Annotated in this window: 19 protein-coding genes; 15 read left to right on the plus strand and 4 right to left on the minus strand. The window is 55.5% G+C overall.

The genetic code is table 11. The features are described from left to right. The first annotated feature begins 108 nt into the window (after positions 1-108). From nrdR to ACO6EE_RS04535, 7 genes are all read left to right on the plus strand, one after another. Positions 109-570 carry a transcriptional regulator NrdR gene (nrdR, locus tag ACO6EE_RS04505; RefSeq protein WP_035580086.1) on the plus strand — a complete coding sequence of 154 codons (462 nt, stop codon included), beginning with the start codon at positions 109-111 and terminating at the stop codon, positions 568-570. A gap of 90 nt (positions 571-660) precedes the next feature. Beyond that, positions 661-1,257: a hypothetical protein gene (locus tag ACO6EE_RS04510; RefSeq protein WP_485959540.1), complete on the plus strand. Its 597-nt coding sequence runs from the start codon at positions 661-663 to the stop codon at positions 1,255-1,257. Between the two features lie 303 nt (positions 1,258-1,560). After that, positions 1,561-2,319 carry a TatD family hydrolase gene (locus ACO6EE_RS04515; protein WP_485959629.1) on the plus strand — a complete coding sequence of 253 codons (759 nt, stop codon included), beginning with the start codon at positions 1,561-1,563 and terminating at the stop codon, positions 2,317-2,319. A 427-nt stretch (positions 2,320-2,746) separates the two neighbouring features. After that, positions 2,747-5,026 (plus strand): class 1a ribonucleoside-diphosphate reductase subunit alpha, encoded by a 2,280-nt coding sequence (nrdA, locus tag ACO6EE_RS04520; RefSeq protein WP_485959542.1) that lies wholly within the window; start codon positions 2,747-2,749, stop codon positions 5,024-5,026. A 111-nt stretch (positions 5,027-5,137) separates the two neighbouring features. After that, positions 5,138-6,346 (plus strand): nuclease-related domain-containing protein, encoded by a 1,209-nt coding sequence (locus ACO6EE_RS04525; RefSeq protein WP_485959544.1) that lies wholly within the window; start codon positions 5,138-5,140, stop codon positions 6,344-6,346. 93 nt (positions 6,347-6,439) lie between these two features. Continuing rightward, positions 6,440-7,573 carry a class Ia ribonucleoside-diphosphate reductase subunit beta gene (nrdB, locus tag ACO6EE_RS04530; RefSeq protein ID WP_067447042.1) on the plus strand — a complete coding sequence of 378 codons (1,134 nt, stop codon included), beginning with the start codon at positions 6,440-6,442 and terminating at the stop codon, positions 7,571-7,573. A 211-nt stretch (positions 7,574-7,784) separates the two neighbouring features. After that, the gene (locus tag ACO6EE_RS04535; protein ID WP_485959546.1) at positions 7,785-8,660 is read left to right on the plus strand and encodes an RnfABCDGE type electron transport complex subunit B; all 876 of its coding nucleotides are present in this window, start codon (positions 7,785-7,787) and stop codon (positions 8,658-8,660) included. 108 nt (positions 8,661-8,768) lie between these two features. On the opposite strand, the gene ACO6EE_RS04540 is transcribed toward ACO6EE_RS04535, so the two are convergent. From ACO6EE_RS04540 to ACO6EE_RS04550, 3 genes are all read right to left on the minus strand, one after another. Continuing rightward, on the minus strand, positions 8,769-9,278 hold the full coding sequence (locus ACO6EE_RS04540; RefSeq protein WP_485959548.1) for a cytochrome b: 510 nt from the start codon (positions 9,276-9,278) through the stop codon (positions 8,769-8,771). A gap of 185 nt (positions 9,279-9,463) precedes the next feature. Beyond that, positions 9,464-9,658: a cyanate hydratase gene (locus tag ACO6EE_RS04545; protein WP_485959550.1), complete on the minus strand. Its 195-nt coding sequence runs from the start codon at positions 9,656-9,658 to the stop codon at positions 9,464-9,466. Between the two features lie 79 nt (positions 9,659-9,737). After that, positions 9,738-10,598 carry a phosphoribosylaminoimidazolesuccinocarboxamide synthase gene (locus ACO6EE_RS04550; protein ID WP_485959552.1) on the minus strand — a complete coding sequence of 287 codons (861 nt, stop codon included), beginning with the start codon at positions 10,596-10,598 and terminating at the stop codon, positions 9,738-9,740. Between ACO6EE_RS04550 and ACO6EE_RS04555 the strand changes: the two genes are divergently transcribed. Next, positions 10,597-10,764, plus strand: a complete 168-nt coding sequence (locus tag ACO6EE_RS04555) for a hypothetical protein (protein ID WP_485959554.1) — start codon at positions 10,597-10,599, stop codon at positions 10,762-10,764. The two genes, ACO6EE_RS04550 and ACO6EE_RS04555, sit on opposite strands and share 2 nt — an antisense overlap. Positions 10,765-10,845: 81 nt before the next feature. Further along, the gene (locus ACO6EE_RS04560) at positions 10,846-11,175 is read left to right on the plus strand and encodes an FKBP-type peptidyl-prolyl cis-trans isomerase (RefSeq protein ID WP_003822774.1); all 330 of its coding nucleotides are present in this window, start codon (positions 10,846-10,848) and stop codon (positions 11,173-11,175) included. Positions 11,176-11,323: 148 nt separating this feature from the next. Here ACO6EE_RS04560 and ACO6EE_RS04565 read toward each other — a convergent pair whose 3' ends face one another. Next, on the minus strand, positions 11,324-12,319 hold the full coding sequence (locus tag ACO6EE_RS04565) for a malate dehydrogenase (RefSeq protein ID WP_485959556.1): 996 nt from the start codon (positions 12,317-12,319) through the stop codon (positions 11,324-11,326). A 429-nt stretch (positions 12,320-12,748) separates the two neighbouring features. Between ACO6EE_RS04565 and sdhC the strand changes: the two genes are divergently transcribed. From sdhC to ACO6EE_RS04595, 6 genes are all read left to right on the plus strand, one after another. After that, the gene (gene sdhC / locus ACO6EE_RS04570; RefSeq protein WP_485959557.1) at positions 12,749-13,126 is read left to right on the plus strand and encodes a succinate dehydrogenase, cytochrome b556 subunit; all 378 of its coding nucleotides are present in this window, start codon (positions 12,749-12,751) and stop codon (positions 13,124-13,126) included. Beyond that, a complete protein-coding gene (sdhD, locus tag ACO6EE_RS04575; RefSeq protein ID WP_064084755.1) occupies positions 13,120-13,461 on the plus strand; it encodes a succinate dehydrogenase, hydrophobic membrane anchor protein in 342 nt (113 codons plus the stop codon). Before sdhC ends, sdhD begins: the two co-directional genes overlap by 7 nt. Positions 13,462-13,466: 5 nt before the next feature. After that, complete coding sequence (gene sdhA, locus ACO6EE_RS04580) at positions 13,467-15,230, plus strand: succinate dehydrogenase flavoprotein subunit (RefSeq protein WP_379975234.1); 1,764 nt, start codon at positions 13,467-13,469, stop codon at positions 15,228-15,230. 93 nt (positions 15,231-15,323) lie between these two features. Beyond that, positions 15,324-16,031 (plus strand): succinate dehydrogenase iron-sulfur subunit, encoded by a 708-nt coding sequence (locus ACO6EE_RS04585; RefSeq protein WP_003822780.1) that lies wholly within the window; start codon positions 15,324-15,326, stop codon positions 16,029-16,031. 103 nt (positions 16,032-16,134) lie between these two features. After that, positions 16,135-16,395 carry an FAD assembly factor SdhE gene (locus ACO6EE_RS04590; protein WP_485959559.1) on the plus strand — a complete coding sequence of 87 codons (261 nt, stop codon included), beginning with the start codon at positions 16,135-16,137 and terminating at the stop codon, positions 16,393-16,395. A gap of 748 nt (positions 16,396-17,143) precedes the next feature. Next, positions 17,144-19,960 carry a 2-oxoglutarate dehydrogenase E1 component gene (locus ACO6EE_RS04595; RefSeq protein ID WP_485959560.1) on the plus strand — a complete coding sequence of 939 codons (2,817 nt, stop codon included), beginning with the start codon at positions 17,144-17,146 and terminating at the stop codon, positions 19,958-19,960. Positions 19,961-20,001 lie beyond the last annotated feature (41 nt).

Raw genomic sequence — 20,001 nt, forward strand, 5'->3', positions numbered from 1 at the left:
CCAAGCAAACCAACGCCACAGGAAAAATTAGCACTTTGGCTAAGCCCTGCGGTTAGAGTACAATACCCACAGCAAACTACTGTTATATAAAATATTAACCCCCAACCTATGAAATGCCCCTTCTGCCACCATAACAACACCCAGGTAATCGACTCCCGCCTGCTGGAAGAACAAAACAGCATCCGCCGCCGCCGCCGTTGTGCGGCCTGCGACCGCCGCTTCAGCACCTACGAAACCGTAGAGCTGCGGATGCCGCAGATTATCAAAAACAACGGCGAGCGCGTTATGTTCGATCCGCTCAAACTGCAAACCAGCCTGCAACGCGCCCTGCACAAACGCCCTATTTCTGCCGAAGCCATCGAACACACCGTGCACGAAATCGAAGAGTGCCTGTATAAAACCGGCAGCAAAGAAGTGCCCTCCCGCCTGATTGGCGAACTGGTGATGGAACGGCTTGCCAAGCTCGACCAAGTAGCCTATGTGCGCTTCGCCTCCGTGTATAAAAGCTTTAAAGACGTGGCCGAATTTACCCGTACCGTAGCCGGGCTGGAACGCACCGACCATTCCTAGGCCGCGCAAAATCCTGCAAACCCGCTGCGCCACACAGCCCGTTTTGCTATACTGCGCTCCGTTTACGTTTACTGACTCCAAGGAAAACCTATGAACCGCTCCCACACATCCCTCCTCCTGCTTGCCCTTTCAGGTAGCCTCTTGTTAGCCGGCTGCAACCAACAGGCCGAAACCTCCGTAGTTGCCCCCAGCGCCAGCGAAGTGGCCGCTGCGTCCGCAACCGCTGCAGCATCTGCCGCCGCACAAAATCCCAGCCAAACCCTGGCTACTGAAGACGGCGTTATCAGCCTCACCGTAAACGGCCATTTTGAAGACAAATCAGCCGAAGCCGCCCAATATGTCGACAGCACCGACAGCAATAAAATCAGCCTGCTGCAATACGACGCCGACCAAGACATCGCCATCACCATCAGCAACTTCGGTGCCCCAAAACAGCCGGCCGAAGCCTACTTCGCCAAACTGAGCGAAAGCCTGAAAGCCGACCAAGGCCTGCAAGACACCGCTGTGGATATCCCGGCCGACCAGCGCATGGGCTACCGCTTCAGCCACGGACAAGACGATAACGCGCTCAACGAAAGCTGCGTGGCCGTGTATGCCCAAAACCTCTACACCGTCTGCGCCACCAGCGGCACCGCCTCCCTCCCCGAGCTGGATGCCCTGCTGAAAAACCTCACCGTGAAACAATAAGCCATGCCCAATCCGCCAACCTGCTCAAGTTTGGCGGATTTTGTTTCCCCTGTATGGCTAGTTTTCAGGTAGCCCTCGCAAGCGTGAAGGCTACCTGAAAATTCATCCTCAACAAATCTAACACGAGCTCATGCAGCTTGCTACGCAGCCAACATCCAGCCAGCCATTTGCAGCATGGTATAGCTGAGGATGCCTGCTTAATCTATGTGTTTGAGGCTACCTGAAAACCTAAACCGATTTTCAGGTAGCCTCTGCATCCCACAAACTGCGCTATACTGCCGTACCTGTTTCCTGTTTCCCACCATGCTCACCGACACCCACTGCCACCTTGCCGACTCCGCGCTTGCCCGCCGGCTACCTGAAATCACTACTGCAGCCCATGCCGCAGGAGTGCAGCGTTTTATTGTGCCGGCGGTAACCGAAGCGGATTTCGATGCCGCCTGCCGACTACACGCCCTGCCGGCATATTATGGCGCGCTTGGTCTGCACCCGTGGTTTGCCGAAAGCTTCCAACCCGGTTTAATTAGCCGTATCGCCGATCGCCTGCAAGCGCAGCCGGGGCTGCTGGTGGGCGAAATCGGGCTGGATTACTATGGCGATCGCAAGCAGACCCGAGCCGCACAAACCACTGCCCTGCTCGCCCAGCTCGACTTGGCACAGCAATTCGGCCGACCTGTGCTGCTGCACCATGTGCGCGCCGCTGCCGATGTGGTTGCCGCGCTCAAGCACAGCGGTTTCCGCAGCGGCGGCATTGCCCATGCGTTTTCAGGTAGCCTCGAAGAAGCACATGCCTTTATCCGCTGCGGCCTGCTTATCGGCATCGGCACGCTGGTGCTCAACCCGAATGCCCGCAAAGTGCGCACCGCCGCAGCAGAGCTGCCGCTGGAACACTTGGTGCTGGAAACCGACAGCCCGTTTACGCCGATAGCCGGTATGGGAGAAAACACGCCCGCCAATGTACGGCAGGTGGCAGAAACAGTAGCGGCCTTGCGCGGCATCAGCATGCAGGAAGTAGCTGCAGCCACCGAGCAAAACGTGGATAGGCTGCTGTCTTTCCCTTAAGTTGATGCGGTGGCGCTCTCAAGCATCCATGCAGGGAAGTTTATTTGCATAATTGTTTGGCGACAGCCAATGGCTATACTAAGCAAACAACGCTGTGTCCCATTGTTGGAAACAGCGTTGTTTGCCTGATTGCTCAAGATCAGCCAATGAAAAGGCTACCTGAAATTGGCACCGTATTTATCACAAGACCAGGTTTCAGGTAGCCTCTCCACCCTGTTGCGCCCCTCACTCAAGCAATCGCTCTACCGACTTTAATAAATTTATTTTTGCTGGTTGTAAGTGATTGGTTTAGAAATCCATACACCACCCAGCCACAAAGCCTTACATTTTGCCACCTTTTTTTTGCCATTGAAATACATTATATTGTGCGAGTTTCACTCGCCAAACACATTATCTTGTGTTGCCTACTCAAAATCAGGATGGGAAAATGAACGATACCGTTAATCTCAAAGTTACCAAGCGCGACGGCCGTTTGGAGCCGATCGACCTCGATAAAATCCACCGCGTTGTTACTTGGGCGGCGCAAGGCCTCGACAACGTATCCGTGTCGCAAGTCGAGCTTAAATCCCATATCCAGTTTTACAACGGCATACGTACCGACGATATCCACGAAACCATCATCAAAGCTGCTGCCGACCTGATTTCCGAAGACACGCCCGACTACCAATACCTGGCTGCCCGCCTCGCCATTTTCCACCTGCGCAAAATCGCCTATGGCGAGTTTGAGCCGCCGCACCTGTTTGACCACGTCAGCAAGCTGACCGCCGAAGGCAAATACGACCGCCACATCCTCGAAGACTACAGCCGCGAAGAGTTCGACGAAATCAACGACTATATCGACCACGCCCGCGACATGACCTTCTCCTATGCCGCCGTGAAGCAGCTGGAAGGCAAATATCTGGTGCAAAACCGCGTCACCCGCCAAATCTACGAAACCCCGCAGTTCCTCTACATCTTGGTGGCCATGTGCCTGTTTGCCAAATATCCCAAAGCCACCCGCTTGGATTACGTCAAACGCTTCTACGACGCGGTTTCCCTGTTCAAAATCTCGCTGCCCACCCCCATCATGAGCGGCGTGCGCACCCCCACGCGCCAATTCTCCAGCTGCGTGCTGATCGAGTGCGACGACAGCTTGGATTCCATCAACGCCACCACCAGCGCGATTGTGAAATACGTTTCCCAACGTGCCGGCATCGGCATCAACGCCGGCCGCATCCGCGGCCTGGGCAGCGAAATCCGTGGCGGCGAAGCCCAGCACACCGGCTGCATTCCGTTTTTCAAAATGTTCCAAGCCGCCGTTAAATCCTGCTCGCAAGGCGGCGTGCGCGGCGGTGCGGCCACCCTGTTCTACCCGCTGTGGCACATCGAAGTGGAAAGCCTGTTGGTATTGAAAAACAACCGCGGCGTGGAAGACAACCGTGTGCGCCAGCTCGACTACGGCGTACAAATTAACCGCCTGCTCTACACCCGCCTGATCAAAGGCGGCAACATCACCCTGTTCTCGCCCAACGAAGTACCCGGCCTGTACGACGCCTTCTTCGCCGACCAAGACGAATTCGAGCGCCTATATGTGCAGTATGAGCAAGACCCGGCCATCCGCAAACGCGTGGTGCCCGCTACCGAGCTGTTCTCCACCCTGATGCAGGAACGTGCCGGCACCGGCCGCATCTACATCCACAACGTAGACCACAGCAATACCCACAGCCCGTTTGATCCCGCCGTAGCTCCCGTGCGCCAGTCCAACCTATGCTTGGAAATCGCTCTGCCCACCAAGCCGTTAAACGACATCAACGACGAAAACGGCGAAATCGCCCTCTGCACCCTGTCCGCCTTCAACCTCGGCGCATTGGAAAACTTAGACGAGCTGGAAAACCTTTCCGACCTCGCCGTGCGCGCGCTCGATGCCCTGCTCGACTACCAAGACTACCCCATCCCCGCCGCCCGCAAAGCCACCATGAACCGCCGCACCCTCGGCATCGGCGTGATCAACTACGCCTATTACCTGGCCAAACACAGCGTGCGCTACAGCAACGATTCCGCCCTCGCCCTTACCCACCGCACCTTCGAAGCCATGCAATACTACCTGCTCAAAGCTTCCGTGCAGCTGGCCAAAGAATACGGCGCCTGCCCCCTGTTCGGCCAAACCGTGTATGCCAAAGGCATACTGCCTATCGACACCTACAAAAAAGACCTCGACAGCATCTGCAGTGAGCCCCTGCACTACGATTGGGAAAAGCTGCGTGCCGACATCATCCAGCACGGCCTGCGTAACTCCACCCTCACCGCACTCATGCCCAGCGAAACCAGCTCGCAAATCGCCAACGCCACCAACGGCATCGAGCCCCCGCGCGGCCTGGTAACGGTAAAAGCCTCCAAAGACGGCATCCTCAAACAAGTCGTGCCCGAATTCGAGCGCTTGAAAAACCAATACGAAACCCTGTGGCAGATGGGCGGCAATGACGGCTACCTGAAATTGGTCGGCATCATGCAGAAATTCGTCGATCAAGCCATTTCCGCCAACACCAGTTACGACCCGAAACGCTTCGATGGCGGCCGCGTACCCATGAAGCAGATGCTCAAAGACCTGCTCACCGCCTACAAATTCGGTCTGAAAACCCTCTACTATCACCACACCCGCGACGGTGCAGACGATACGCAGAGCGATATTCAGGACGACGGCTGCGCCGGTGGAGCTTGTAAGATTTAGCCTGTGATAGCAAGGCTACCTGAAAAAGGAGTTTATTTTCAGGTAGCCTATTACTCCTTGTTGATTTCAGCCCAACAGGCTACCTGAAAACCCTTTTTCCACATCCACATCATGCTGATTAAATCTGCCGACGATAAAAGCAAAAAATTAAAGTTGCTGGAAGATTTAAAAAATCTTCCTCTCAACACACGTCAGCGTAAAGACTTAGATAAAGAAATTGATAGGCGTTGGAAAGGGATACAAGGAGAACGTAGTGCGGCCTACTATATAGATAACTATCTCGGAGATAGTGAATATTATATAGTTCTACATGATCTTCGAATAGAGGTTGATGGGGAAACTGCTCAAATTGATCATTTATTAATTAATCGTGTATTTGCCTTTTTGCTTGAAACAAAAAATTTTAATGCCGATATATCCATCAATGAATTGGGAGAGTTTACAACCCAGTCACGCTGGAAAAAACAAGGTATTCCATCCCCTATCGAACAAAGTAAACGGCACGAACGAATCCTATTGAAACTGTTCGATCGTATCGGCGTAAAAATGAAAACCGGTCGCCCGCTGGAAGTACACCATGCCGTTCTTGTGTCGCCGCAGTCCATTATCCGCAGGCCAGATAGCAAAGATTTTGATACTTCCTGCGTCATCAAAGCCGATGCTATCAGGCAATGGCACGAGCAATTCGGCGAAAATAGAGTAGGCGTCGGCTTCGTTCTCAACCATATGTTTGATGCCCTGTTAATCAACAACGAAACCATTCACGAATGGGGGCGGCGCATTGCGGCAGAACACAAACCGGAAGGGCTATTGGAATATCTGCCCAACTCCATCAAACCCTTATTGACAAACTGCCACACCTGCGGGCAGGCCATCAGCGAAAATGAAGCATTGCTATGCCTGCATAACCATGAACGCTTCAGCGGCAAAATATACTGTCGCGAGCACCAGCAGGCAGCCTTACAACAAAAAGCACCCCCCGCCAGCCCCGAATCCGAAACCGAAACCGGACATGATGAATACTGCGCACACTCAGGCTGTCATGAAAAACTCAGCCAGGCAGTCATTCAATATTGCCAAAAACACAGCAGCCGTTTCGGCGGCAAACTGTATTGCTGCGAACATCAGCAGAGCAACACAACCGACAAAATAAGCAACACCCAAGCCGAGCAAACAGAAACAGAGCAAATCCATTGCAACCACCCAGGCTGCGATAAGAAGCTTACCCCGGCAGTGGTTCAATATTGCCAAAAATATTCCAAACGTTTTCACGGTAAACTGTATTGCATGGAACACCAACGTGCCAAAAACCGTACCTAACCCGCTATATTATTTTCAGGTAGCCTGAAGCCCTATATCCTTCCCCAATCACATTGTAAAAGAGATCCCGCTATGTCCTGCGAACACCTCGTCATGTCCTACAGCACCTTCAGCAAGGAAAAAAACGACGCCCTCAAAGAACCAATGTTTTTCGGCCAGCCCGTCAACGTTGCCCGCTACGACCAACAGAAATACGAAGTTTTTGAAAAACTGATTGAAAAACAGCTTTCCTTCTTCTGGCGGCCGGAAGAGATCGACGTATCGCGCGACCGCATCGACTACGCCAACCTGCCCGACCACGAAAAACACATCTTCATCAGCAACCTCAAATACCAAACCCTGCTCGATTCCATCCAAGGCCGCAGCCCCAACGTTGCCCTGCTGCCCTTGGTGTCTATTCCCGAGCTCGAAACTTGGATTGAAACCTGGAGCTTCAGCGAAACCATCCACTCACGCAGCTACACCCACATCATCCGCAACATCGTCAACGATCCCTCCATCGTGTTCGACGACATCGTGCAAAACGAATACATCATCGCCCGCGCCGAAGATATCGCCTGCTACTACGACGACCTCATCGAATACACCCAGTATTACAACCTGCTGGGCGAAGGCGAACACCGCGTAAACGGCAAAACCATCGTGGTGAGCCTGCGCGATTTGAAGAAAAAGCTCTACCTCTGCCTGATGTGCGTCAATGTGCTCGAAGCCATCCGCTTTTACGTTTCCTTCGCTTGCTCCTTCGCCTTTGCCGAACGCGAGCTGATGGAAGGCAACGCCAAAATCATCAAACTCATCGCCCGCGACGAAGCCCTGCACCTCACCAGCACCCAGCACATGCTCAACCTCATGCGCAGCGGCACCGACGACCCCGAAATGGCCGAAATCGCTGCCGAGCTGGAAAACGACTGCTTCGAGCTCTTCAAAAAAGCCGCCGAGCAAGAAAAAGAGTGGGCGGAATACCTCTTCAAAGACGGCAGCATGATCGGCCTGAACAAAGACATCCTGTGCCAATATGTGGAATACATCACCAACCACCGCATGATGGCCGTCGGTCTGAACGCCGCCTTCCCCGCCGCCACGCAAAACCCCATCCCCTGGATCAATGCCTGGCTCTCTTCCGACAACGTTCAGGTAGCCCCGCAGGAAGTGGAAATCTCCTCCTACCTCATCGGCCAAATCGACGCCGAAGTCAGCGCCGACGACTTGGGTGACTTCGAACTGTAATCTCATCCCAAATCCAGCCAAAAGGCTACCTGAAAATCGCCCAACTGATTTTCAGGTAGCCTTTGAGCTTAAAACCACGTGTTAGAATAAAGCAGATTAACGTTCAATCCAAGCAGCCTGCGCAGCCAATGCATACAGCAAAGCAAGCCAATACCGTATTCAAAAATTAAACTGCACCCAACCCATAATAAAACCCAACTGCCACACCACCATGTCCACCGCCAGCCAAATCGAAGCCCTCCTGCCGCAAACCCAATGCCGCCAATGCGGCTACGACGGCTGCGCCCCCTATGCCCAAGCCATCGCCCAAGGCCAAGCCCCCATCAACCTCTGTCCGCCCGGCGGTGACATCGTGCTGCACGAACTCGCCGAGCTGCTGCACACCCCGCCGCTGCCCCTAGCCCAGCCCGAAAAAGCCGCTGTAAAAGCCCTAGCCTATATCGACGAAGCCGCCTGCATCGGCTGCACCGCCTGCATCAAAGCCTGCCCCGTCGATGCCATCCTCGGTGCCTCCAAACTCATGCACACCGTGCTGACCGACGAATGCACCGGCTGCAGCCTTTGCCTGCCGCCCTGCCCCGTAGACTGCATCGAAATGCAGCCCGTACCCGATACCGTATTGCCCCGCGCCGGCGCCCAAGCCCAACCGGAACAAGCCCGCCGCGCCGCTGCCGCACACGCCAAACAACGCTTCCAACACCGCGAGCAGCGCCAACAGCGTGCTGCTGCCGAACGCCAAGCCCACCTTGCCCAACGAGCCGCCGCCGTGCAAGCAGCCGCCCAAACTCCCCTGCCTACCCAGCCGGCAGCAACCCCTGCCAAACCAAATAATCCCACCACACCCGCCTTCAACCCGGCCGACCTCATCGCCCGCGCCATGGCCGGCGCCCAAGCCCGGCAAAACCAGCGCACCGTGCCCAGCAATCACGACAGCTTCCGCCAGCAACAAATTGCCGCCGCCCAACAACAAGCCGCCCACCGCCGCGCCCTGAAACACATCCGCTACGGCAACGAAGCCGAACAAGCCGCCGCCAAAGACTACCTCCGCCAACTCAAAGCCGAAGAAGAAGCCCAATCTCAAAACTGATCCATTGCAGCCATCAAACAAAAAGGCTACCTGAAAATCTTCAACCGCAATTTTCAGGTAGCCTTTTGTTGCTTTTCAACGCCGGCTTAAGCCGGCCAATTCAGCCGTTTATTTGCCGGCCATCCGATTGATAATCTTCTCGCCGCGCAGCTGGTGCAGCACCGCCATGGCGATGTGCCCGAAGGCCAGCACAAACAGCAGATACGCCAGTTTGCCGTGCGCCGCATTGCCCAGCTGCGTCATCCACTCGATAGGCTGCTCGATTTTATGCATCACCGTGATGCCGAACACTTCCAAATCGCCGCGTGCAGAGCCGTATTGGCGAATCATCGCCACTGTCGGCACCGCCGTCATCAGCACATACAGCGCGGCATGCCCCAGCTTCACCGCCAAGCTGCCGTGCGGGCGATTATGCCAATTAGCCAGTGCCCAAACCAGGCGCAAAGCCACCAAAACCAGCAGCAGGAAGCCCACTGATTTGTGGTAGCCCATCAGGCTGTAGTATTTTTCGTTGATATTCCACATGGCCGCCGTGCACAGCATAAAGGCAAACATGGCCGCCATCAGCCAATGGAAAAAACGGCTGAGGGTGCCGTAGTATTGTGGTGTGTCTTTCATTGTTATTTCCTTTTTTAAAAACCGAAAAGCGGCGGATTATAACGGATTAGATTAACTTTCGATACCAAGCGGCAAGCTGCAGGCAATACACGGCAATTTAACGCACACTGAGCTCTACTTGCTGCACCAAAAAGGCTACCTGAAAGATTTCAGGTAGCCTTTTGATGGTTACAACACCACGCAGCTTACTTACCAAACAACGCCGCCACCATCTCGGCCTGCTCTTCGGTAAACGCGGGTTCGCCGAGGCGGGCGGCTACGGTGTATTCGTTGGCAAACTGCTGTCGGGCGGATACCGCCTGCCATTCTTTCAGGCGGGCGGTTTTGCCCTGTTTGATTTTGGCGGCAACTTGCAGGGCTGCTTGTTTGCGGGTAGGCATAGTGGCAAATATTAGTTTGAATAGCAGGATGGATTGTTCAGGTAGCCTTGATTATGTTTGAGGCTACCTGAAAAGCGGATTACTTGGTGAGCAATTCCAAAGCCTCACGGTATTTGGCCAAGGTTTTTTCAATAACTTCGGCAGGTACGGCAGGGGCGGGAGGCTGTTTGTTCCAGCCGCTTTGTTCGAGCCAGTCGCGGATGAATTGCTTGTCGAACGAAGGCGGGTTGCTGCCGGCTTGGTATTGGTCGGCCGGCCAAAAGCGGCTGGAATCGGGAGTGAGCACTTCGTCCATCAGGGTGAGCGTGCCGTTTTCATCCAGGCCGAATTCGAATTTGGTGTCGCAGATGATGATGCCGCGTGTGCGGGCGTATTCGGCGGCTTCGCTATAGAGGGCAATGGCTTTGCGGCGCACTTCTTCGGCCAGCTCCCGGCCGATGAGGCGGGCGCACTCGTCAAAGCCGATGTTGATATCGTGGTTGCCCACTGCGGCTTTGGTGGACGGGGTGAAGATGATTTCGGGCAGCTGCTCGGCTTCGCGCAGGTTTTCAGGTAGCCTGATGCCGCACACGGCGCCGGTTTGGCGGTATTCTTTCCAGCCGCTGCCGGCCAAATAACCGCGCACGATGGCTTCGATTTTCAGCGGTTCGAGCCGTTTGGCCACCACGGCGCGTTTTTCCAGCGCAGCGGCCACATCATGCGGCAAAACGTCGTATACGGTTTGGCCGGTGAAGTGGTTGGGCATGATGTGCGAGAGCTTGCCAAACCAGAAATTGGAAATCTGAGTGAGGATTTCGCCTTTGCCGGGAATGGGCTCGTTCAAGATCACATCGAAAGCGGAGAGACGGTCGGAGGCAACGATGAGCATGCTGCGGCTGTCGATTTCATACAAATCGCGCACTTTGCCGGAATAGATTTTTTTCAACGGAATGGTGGTCATGATGGATTATTGGGCGGGTGGTTGGAAAGTTGGTATTCTAGTCCAATTGCCGCGCGGAAAAAACGGCAGCGTGGAAATATCATGCGGCAAGGCGGCAAAACAGTTGCCGAACTGCATTTTATGCTTGAGAATGCTGCCCGCATCAGCAGGCTACCTGAAAGCCTAAGCCTCAATGCAGTTAGAGTGAAACCGAAGCGCTTATGTTTCAGGTAGCCTCTCCCTCCATCCCCTCACTTAAGGAAACATCATGAGCAATCTGATTATTGAAGACATCGAAACCGGCAGCGGCAAAACCGCCGAAAAAGGCAAACGGATTTCCGTACACTACAGCGGCTACCTCACCAACGGCAGCAAATTCGACTCCAGCCTCGACCGCGGCCAACCGCTCACCATCATCCTGGGCGTAGGCCAAGTCATCCGAGGCTGGGACGAAGGCTTCGGCGGCATGCGCGAAGGCGGCAAACGCAAGCTCACCATTCCACCGGAAATGGGCTACGGTGCACGCGGCGCCGGCGGCGTGATTCCGCCGAACGCCACTTTGATTTTTGAAGTGGAATTGCTGAAGGTACACGATTAAGCGGCGTCTTTCTGTATAAAGTAAAGGCTACCTGAAAACTGTAATCCAAGTTTTCAGGTAGCCTTTTCCAATTTCTTTGCTGATCGATTTTCAGGTAGCCTCTTACACACAAAAGGCTACCTGAAAATTTCTGCCTCCTACGTCTGCGTTACAGCAAATGCGCCACCGCCGCGCGTTCGTCTTCCAATTCTTTTAGTGTGATGCCGATACGTTCACGGCTGAAGTCGTCGATTGGCAAGTCTTTAATCACGCGGTATTCACCATTTTCGCACACCACGGGCAGGCCGAAGATAAGGCCTTCGGGGATACCGTAGGCACCGTCTGACGGCACGCCCATGGTGACCCAGCGGCCGTTGCTGCCGAGCACCCAGTCGCGGATGTGTTCGATGGCGGCGTTGGCGGCGGAAGCAGCGGAAGAGAGGCCGCGTGCTTCAATGATAGCGGCGCCGCGTTGGGCCACGGTGGGCAGGAAGTGTTCGGGGTTCCATTGTGCATCGTTAATCAGCTCTTGTACGCTTTGGCCGTTTACGGTGGCAAAGCGGTAGTCGGCATACATGCTGGGGCTGTGGTTACCCCATACGCATAATTGGTTGATGTTGTTAACAGAATGGCCGATTTTGAGGGCGATTTGGTTGAGGGCGCGGTTGTGGTCGAGGCGCAGCATGGCGGTGAAATTGCGCGCGGGCAGGTCGGGCGCGGATTTCATGGCGATATAGGCGTTGGTGTTGGCGGGGTTGCCCACCACAAGCACTTTCACGTTGCAGCTGGCCACCTTATTCAACGCGGCGCCTTGCGCGGTGAAGATATTGGCATTGGCATGCAGCAGGTCGGCGCGTTCCATACCTTTGCTGCGCGGGCGGGCGCCAACCAAAATGGCGATTTCCGCATCTTGAAACGCGGCTTCAGGATCGCTGGTGGCAAATGCATCGGCCAACAGCGGGAAGGCGCAGTCGTGCAGTTCCATAATCACGCCCTGCACAGCCTGCTGCGCCTGCGGCAAATCGAGCAGCTGCAAGATAACGGGCTGGTCTGCGCCGAGCATATCGCCGGCGGCAATGCGGAATAATAATGAGTAGGCAATCTGGCCGGCAGCGCCGGTTACGGCTACACGGATGGGGGCTTTAGCTGTGTTGGTGTGGGTCATGGCTTGATGTAGTGGAGAGAGGATGAATATTAAAGTGTGCAATGCTGCCACAGATTTTTCAGGTAGCCTGAGGCAGCGCATAAAAGCACGTTATGATACATTAAAGTTGGCATATTTGTGGCGCTTTTCCGTTATTTTATATTAAGAACAAGGGCAAACGCGCTATCAAACAACCTGATTATTTATCTGACAATTAACTAAAATCCTTTTAGCACACAATCACCCTTTTTGATGTTCGCTATGTTAAGTTGATTTAAAGCAAAGGCTGCTATATGATTTATGGCTGGGTAAGCGCGGCCGGCTTTCGGTTGCCGCGCCCTGCCCGATAAAGGCTACCTGAAAATGTTTTCAAGCATACGCAGGCGGCTTTTGGTTTTGAGTGCCGGCTACGGCCGGCTTGGGATATTGCCAATCTGAGGAAGTTTCGCCATGCGAACGACTAACAGACCGATATTCCTGGACATCATCAGCATCCGGCTGCCGATTCCGGGGATTGTTTCCATTCTGCACCGCATCAGCGGCGTGCTGTTGTTTATCAGCCTGCCGCTTCTGTTGTGGCTGCTTGCCGGCACGCTGGATAATGCCGCCGCCTTTAAATCTTATCGCGCCTTCGTGACCCATCCGCTGGTGAAAATCGGCCTAATCGGGCTGCTGTGGGCTTATCTGCACCACTTCTTTGCCGGTATCCGCTTCCTGTTTTTGGATGCGCACAAAGGCCTGGCGCTGAACACTGCCCGCACCACCGCCAAAACCGTGATGGCGCTGGCTTTGATCTGCACCGCAATTTTGGGAGTATGGCTATGGTAGACCGCAAACTTACCGGCGCGCACTACGGCCTGCGCGATTGGATTATGCAGCGCGCCACCGCTGTACTGATGCTGATTTACACCGTCGCGCTGATTGTATTCCTACTCGCGCTGCCGGGCGATTACGCCGCATGGCAGGCATTTTTTGGCCAAACTTGGGTGAAAGTGTTTACCCAAATCAGCTTCATCGCGCTGTTCCTGCATGCCTGGGTGGGCATCCGCGATTTGTGGATGGACTACATCAAGCCGTTCGGCCTGCGCCTGTTCCTTCAGGTAGCCACCATCGTTTGGCTGGCAGGCTGCATGGTTTACTCGGTTAAAGTGATTTGGGGTTGAACAAGATGACTTATCCTATCCGAAAATTTGATGCCGTTATCGTTGGCGGCGGCGGTGCCGGCCTGCGTGCGGCGCTGCAACTCTCCAAAGCCGGCCTCAACACTGCCGTGCTCTCCAAAGTATTCCCCACCCGCTCCCACACCGTGGCCGCGCAGGGCGGCATTTCCGCCTCGCTGGGCAACGTGCAGGAAGACCGCTGGGATTGGCATATGTACGACACCGTGAAAGGCTCCGACTGGCTCGGCGACCAAGACGCCATCGAATTCATGTGTCGCCGCGCGCCTGAAGCCGTGATTGAGCTGGAACACATGGGTATGCCGTTCGACCGTGTGGAAAGCGGCAAAATCTACCAGCGCCCCTTCGGCGGCCATACTGCCGAGTTCGGCAAACGCGCCGTAGAACGCGCCTGTGCCGTGGCCGACCGCACCGGCCATGCTATGCTGCACACGCTCTATCAGCAAAACGTGCGCGCCAATACCCAATTCTTCGTGGAATGGACCGCGCTCGACCTTATCCGCAATGAGGAAGGCGATGCCGTAGGCATCACGGCCATGGAAATGGAAAGCGGCGATGTGTATATCTTCCACGCAAAAACCATCCTGTTTGCCACCGGCGGCGCCGGCCGCATCTATGCCTCCTCCACCAACGCTTTCATGAATACCGGCGACGGCCTGGGCATCTGCGCCCGTGCCGGTATCCCCCTGGAAGACATGGAATTTTGGCAGTTCCACCCCACCGGCGTAGCCGGTGCGGGCGTGCTGATTACCGAAGGCGTGCGCGGTGAAGGTGGTATTCTGCTCAATGCCGACGGCGAACGCTTCATGGAGCGCTACGCCCCCACCGTGAAAGACCTCGCTTCGCGTGACGTCGTATCCCGCGCCATGTCGCTGGAAATTCTGGAAGGGCGAGGCTGCGGCAAAAACAAAGACCACGTTTTGTTGAAAATCGACCATATCGGTGCAGAAAAAATCATGTCCAAACTGCCCGGTATCCGCGAAATTTCCATCAACTTTGCCGGTGTCGATCCGATTAAAGACCCGATTCCCGTGGTGCCCACCGTGCACTACATGATGGGCGGCATTCCCACCAACTACTTAGGCGAAGTGGTTGCACCGAAAGACGGCAACCCTGAAGCCGTGGTGCCCGGCCTGTATGCTGCCGGCGAATGCGCCTGCGCCTCGGTGCACGGTGCCAACCGCCTCGGTACCAACTCCCTGCTCGACTTGGTGGTGTTCGGCAAATCTGCCGGCGACAGCATGATTGAGTTCATCAAGCAGCACCCCGACATCAAACCGCTGCCCGAAAACGCCGGTGCGCTCACCGAGCAACGCCTGGCACGGCTGAACAGCCAAACCGGCGGTGAAAATGTGGACGTGCTACGCGGCGAACTGCAACGCACGCTGCAGCGCCACGCCGGCGTATTCCGCACCGACGCCATTCTGAAAGAAGGCGTGGATAAAGTACTTGCCCTGGTGGAACGCAACAAACACACCGAAATCGGCGACAAGAGCATGGTGTGGAACACTGCCCGCATCGAAGCGCTGGAGCTCGACAACATGATGGAAGTGGCCAAAGCCACCATGATTGCTGCCGAAGCCCGCAAAGAATCGCGCGGCGCCCACGCCTCCGACGACCACCCCGAGCGCGACGACGAAAACTGGATGAAGCACAGCCTGTTCTACTCCGCCGACAACAGCCTGGCCTACAAGCCCGTGCACACCCAGCCGCTCAGTGTGGAATACATCAAGCCCGCCAAGCGAGTTTACTAGAATAAAAACAACTATCTGGAATTTTCAGGTAGCCCTCCCATGCCGCATTGAGGCTACCTGAAAATACTGCCGCACCCAACCGAAGGAACACCCATGGAAACTATCCGCCTCAAAGTGTACCGCTACAACCCCGATACCGATGCCAAGCCCTATATGCAGGACTACGAGCTCGAAATCGAACCCACCGACGTGAAGCTGCTCGACGCCATCATGAAGCTCAAAGCCAAAGACGACAGCCTCTCTTTCCGCCGCTCCTGCCGCGAAGGCATCTGCGGCTCGGACGGCATGAACATCAACGGCAAAAACGGCCTCGCCTGCCTCACCGATATCCGCAGCCTCAAGCAGCCCATCGTATTGCGCCCCCTGCCCGGCCTGCCCGTCATCCGCGACCTCATCGTGGACATGACTCAATTCTTCAAGCAATATCACTCCATCAAACCCTATGTGGTCAACGACAACCCTGTCGACCCGCAACAGGAGCGCCTGCAAAGCCAGGCCGAGCGTGCCGAGCTGGACGGCCTGTATGAATGCATCCTCTGCGCCTGCTGTTCCACCGCTTGCCCCTCCTTCTGGTGGAACCCCGACAAATTCGTTGGTCCCTCCGGCCTCTTGAATGCCTACCGCTTCATCGCCGACACCCGTGACACCATTACCAACGAACGTTTGGACAACCTCAACGATCCCTACCGCCTGTTCCGCTGCCATACCATCATGAACTGCGTAGACGTTTGCCCCAAACACCTCAACCCTACCCGCGCCATCGGCAAGATCAAAGAAATCATGCTCAAACGTGTGGTATAGCGGATGATCTGCAGCCAGTACGGGCTTGCCTGCCTAGCCGTACTGGCTGTATTGTCTGCAGCCAGTCTCCTTGTCCCCAGTTAAATAATCCGACAGATAAGCCATGCCCACCTTTGACGACACCGCCAAACGCCGCCTGCGCTTCCAAACCCGGCGCGGCCTGCTGGAGCTCGATATTCTGCTGAAGCAGTTTATGGCCGCCGAATTCGACCGCCTAAGCGATGCCGAGCTGGCCGTATTTACCAAGCTGCTCGCCCTGCCCGACCCTGAATTATTCGCCCAACTCAACGGCCAAAACCCTGTTGCCGATGCCGAGAGTGCAGCCTTATTGGATAAAATCCGCAGCAGCCGACGTACTGATTGAACCGCATTCCCTTGAGGCCATCTGAAAGCATAGCTTCAATGAAGTTCAAGCACATAAGGCTACCTGAAAGTACCGCAGAGTTTCTGTGAAGTCAAAGTTTCAGGTAGCCTGTTTCTTTACCACTCGCAGCTGGCACTCAAACACGCCGCAAGCAACTTTAACATTCCGGTTTTCAGGTAGACTCTTCCTTCCATCTTTCCTGTTTTATCAACAGCTCACTATCCCTCCAGCACCCACCTTCTGCCGCCAGCCCACACCCATCCCGCCGAGCCTGCCGCAAAAGGGATTTTTCTTATTGACGTTCCCCATATCGGGTCGTATTATTCAGCGTTATACCGGCGTTTGGCAAACTTCCAGCAACATTTCTGCCGCTGCCTGGTAAACCCCTGAAACTCAACGAAAGGCCGGGCTGATTCCAGAATCTTAGCGACAAAAAGAACAACCTTTTTAGGTAGCGGGCTTCGAGTTTTTAGCATATTCTCCTCCCCGGCCATTCCACCGCGTCAGATTCTCCATTCTCCCCATTTCCAAACAAACAATTTCCTGCGCCAAGCGCAATCAGGCTGCTGGCAAAAGGCTACCTGAAAATGCTTATTCCGAATCGCCATACTCATTTTTAGCCGCCCGTCGTGTGGCGATTCGGAATCGGCATTCGCTGCAGATAGGATAAAGGCTGTCTGCTTAGGCAGGCAGCCCGATAAGCAAGCGTGCTGCTCTTCAAACCTTCACCTTAAATAAGGATCTTGCCATGATGAAAGAACAAAGTAGTTTGTCCTACCTATACGGTACCAACGTCCCGTATATTGAAGATTTGTACGAAGCCTATCTGAGCTCCCCTGATTCCGTGGATAGCCAATGGCGGCAGTATTTCGACCAAGTGGCCGCCATGCCCGGCAACACTCCGAAAGATGTGGCGCACCGCCCGATTCAGGAAGCCTTTGCCAACTTGGCACAGCAACGCGGCGGCGCAGCCGCAGGCGGCGTGGATTTTGCCGCCATACAGAAGCAAGTGGCCGTGTTGAGCCTGATTTCCGCCTACCGCTCCTTGGGCAACCGCGCCGCCGACCTCAACCCGCTCGACCGCACCCATCTCAGACAACTGCCCGAGCTCGATCCCAAAACCTACGGCCTCACTGATGCCGACATGAACACGCCTTTCCATGTCGGCACCGATCTTTCAGGTAGCCCCAAGCTGCCCCTGGCCGAAATCATCCGCCATCTGAAACAAATCTACTGCGGCCCCTTGGCATTGGAATACATGCACATTCCCGACACCGCCGAACGCGAATGGCTGCAGGCACGTTTGGAAGCCAACGGCGCCCGCCCGCAATTTAATGCCGACACCAAACGCCTCATCCTGAAAGAAATCACTGCCGCCGAAACCATGGAGCGCTATCTGCACACCCGCTATGTGGGCCAGAAACGCTTCTCGCTCGAAGGCGGCGAAAGCACCGTGCCCGCACTAAACCACCTAATTCGCGCCTCCACCGCAAAAGGCGTGCAGGAAATCGTAATCGGCATGGCACACCGCGGCCGCTTGAACGTGTTGGTAAACACCATGGGCAAAGCCCCGCAAGCTATTTTCGACGAGTTCGAAGGCAAAGTGGACGCCAAATTCCCCAGCGGCGACGTGAAATATCACATGGGCTTCAGCTCCGACGTGCCCACCCCGCACGGCCCGGTGCATCTGTCTTTGGCCTACAACCCTTCACACTTGGAAATCACTAATCCTGTGATTGAAGGCTCCGTACGCGCCCGCCAAGACCACCGCGGTGCCGAAGGCCGCAAACAGGTGCTGCCCATCCTTACCCACGGCGACTCTGCCTTCATCGGTTTGGGCGTAAACCAAGCCACCTTCAATATGTCGCAAACCCGCGGCTACAGCACCGGCGGCACCATCCACTTCGTGATCAACAACCAAGTGGGCTTCACCACTTCCGACCCGCGCGACACCCGCTCCACCCTGTATTGCACCGACATCGCCAAGATGGTGAGCGCGCCGATTCTGCACGTGAACGGCGACGACCCGGAAGCCGTGTGCCACGCCGCCCAAATCGCGCTGGACTACCGCACCACCTTCCAGAAAGACATCGTGATCGATTTGGTGTGCTACCGCAAACTCGGCCACAACGAAGGCGACGATCCTACGCTGACCCAGCCCCTGATGTACAAACAGGTGGCCGCACACCCCGGCTCCCGCGCCGTGTATGCCGAGCAGCTGATTAAAGAAGGCGTGGTCACCAAGGAAGAAGCCGAAAAACTCATCAGCGACTACCGCGCCGCGATGGATAAAGGCGACCGCATCCAGGAAATCCTGCCCGAACAGAAACGCGAACACGCTGTGGATTGGAGCAAATACCAGCCCATCAGCTGGCGCACTCCGGTGAAAACTGCTCTGCCTGCTGCCGAAATCAAACGCCTGGCCGAGAAATTCACTAATATCCCGGCCGATGTGAAGCTGCACAACACCGTGAGAAAAATCATCGACAACCGCAAAGCCATGGCGGTCGGCGAACAAGCTATCGACTGGGGTATGGCCGAAACCATCGCCTATGCCAGCCTGCTCGAAGCCGGCCACGATATCCGCATTTCCGGCGAAGACTCCGGCCGCGGCACCTTCTCGCACCGCCACGCCGTGCTGCACGACCAAAACCGTGCCGAACGCACCGGCGGCGTGTATATCCCGCTACAACACATCGGTGAAAAACAAGGCCGCTTCAACGTAATCGATTCCATCCTGAACGAAGAAGCCGTAATGGCCTACGAATATGGCTACGCCTCCTCCGCACCGGAAGACCTAGTGATTTGGGAAGCCCAGTTCGGCGACTTCGCCAACGGTGCGCAAATCGCCATCGACCAATTCATCACCTCCGGCGAAACCAAATGGGGACGCTGGTGCGGCCTCACCGTTATTCTGCCGCACGGCTATGACGGCCAAGGCCCGGAACACTCTTCCGCCCGCGTAGAACGCTGGCTGCAACTGTGTGCCGAAGAAAACATCCAAGTGCTGATGATGTCTGAAGCATCGCAGATGTTCCATGCCCTGCGCCGCCAGATTCTGCGCCCCTACCGCAAACCGATGGTGATTTTCATGTCCAAACGCCTGCTGCGCCTCAAAGACGCCTGCAGCCCGCTGGCCAACTTCACCGACGGCGAATTCCGCCTCGTTATCGGCGACACCATACAGGGTCGCGACCAAGATGTGAAACGCGTGATTCTGTGTGCCGGCCAGGTGTACTACGATTTGGCCAAAGCCCGTGCCGACAAAGGCTTGGAAAAAGACATCGCCATCGTTCGCGTTGAGCAGCTCTACCCCTTCCCCTACGAAGAAGTGGCCGCCGAGCTCAAACGCTTCCCGAACGCCACCGAAATCATGTGGGCGCAGGAAGAGCCGAAAAACCAAGGCGCTTGGTACCAAATCCGCCACCGTCTGGAAAAAGTGCTCGGCACCAACCAGCGCCTCACTACTGCCAGCCGCCCGGCCAGCGCCTCACCCGCCGTCGGCTATGCCGTAAAACACAAAGCCGGTTTGGATGGCCTGCTTGAAGACGCGATGAAACTCTAAAGCGCCAACAGGCTACCTGAAACATGCCCAACCGTTTTTAG

This window comes from Eikenella sp. (assembly GCF_057315495.1).

Bases quoted from the DNA above. Each gene is read 5' to 3' on its own strand.
- ACO6EE_RS04515 (WP_485959629.1), top strand. From the start codon at position 1,561: ATGCTCACCGACACCCACTGCCACCTTGCCGACTCCGCGCTTGCCCGC.
- ACO6EE_RS04560 (WP_003822774.1), top strand. From the start codon at position 10,846: ATGAGCAATCTGATTATTGAAGACATCGAAACCGGCAGCGGCAAAACC.
- ACO6EE_RS04525 (WP_485959544.1), top strand. From the start codon at position 5,138: ATGCTGATTAAATCTGCCGACGATAAAAGCAAAAAATTAAAGTTGCTG.
- nrdB (WP_067447042.1), top strand. From the start codon at position 6,440: ATGTCCTACAGCACCTTCAGCAAGGAAAAAAACGACGCCCTCAAAGAA.
- ACO6EE_RS04510 (WP_485959540.1), top strand. From the start codon at position 661: ATGAACCGCTCCCACACATCCCTCCTCCTGCTTGCCCTTTCAGGTAGC.
- ACO6EE_RS04550 (WP_485959552.1), bottom strand. From the start codon at position 10,598: ATGACCACCATTCCGTTGAAAAAAATCTATTCCGGCAAAGTGCGCGAT.
- sdhC (WP_485959557.1), top strand. From the start codon at position 12,749: ATGCGAACGACTAACAGACCGATATTCCTGGACATCATCAGCATCCGG.
- nrdR (WP_035580086.1), top strand. From the start codon at position 109: ATGAAATGCCCCTTCTGCCACCATAACAACACCCAGGTAATCGACTCC.
- sdhA (WP_379975234.1), top strand. From the start codon at position 13,467: ATGACTTATCCTATCCGAAAATTTGATGCCGTTATCGTTGGCGGCGGC.
- ACO6EE_RS04585 (WP_003822780.1), top strand. From the start codon at position 15,324: ATGGAAACTATCCGCCTCAAAGTGTACCGCTACAACCCCGATACCGAT.
- ACO6EE_RS04540 (WP_485959548.1), bottom strand. From the start codon at position 9,278: ATGAAAGACACACCACAATACTACGGCACCCTCAGCCGTTTTTTCCAT.
- sdhD (WP_064084755.1), top strand. From the start codon at position 13,120: ATGGTAGACCGCAAACTTACCGGCGCGCACTACGGCCTGCGCGATTGG.
- ACO6EE_RS04565 (WP_485959556.1), bottom strand. From the start codon at position 12,319: ATGACCCACACCAACACAGCTAAAGCCCCCATCCGTGTAGCCGTAACC.
- ACO6EE_RS04535 (WP_485959546.1), top strand. From the start codon at position 7,785: ATGTCCACCGCCAGCCAAATCGAAGCCCTCCTGCCGCAAACCCAATGC.
- ACO6EE_RS04595 (WP_485959560.1), top strand. From the start codon at position 17,144: ATGATGAAAGAACAAAGTAGTTTGTCCTACCTATACGGTACCAACGTC.
- nrdA (WP_485959542.1), top strand. From the start codon at position 2,747: ATGAACGATACCGTTAATCTCAAAGTTACCAAGCGCGACGGCCGTTTG.
- ACO6EE_RS04590 (WP_485959559.1), top strand. From the start codon at position 16,135: ATGCCCACCTTTGACGACACCGCCAAACGCCGCCTGCGCTTCCAAACC.
- ACO6EE_RS04545 (WP_485959550.1), bottom strand. From the start codon at position 9,658: ATGCCTACCCGCAAACAAGCAGCCCTGCAAGTTGCCGCCAAAATCAAA.
- ACO6EE_RS04555 (WP_485959554.1), top strand. From the start codon at position 10,597: ATGATGGATTATTGGGCGGGTGGTTGGAAAGTTGGTATTCTAGTCCAA.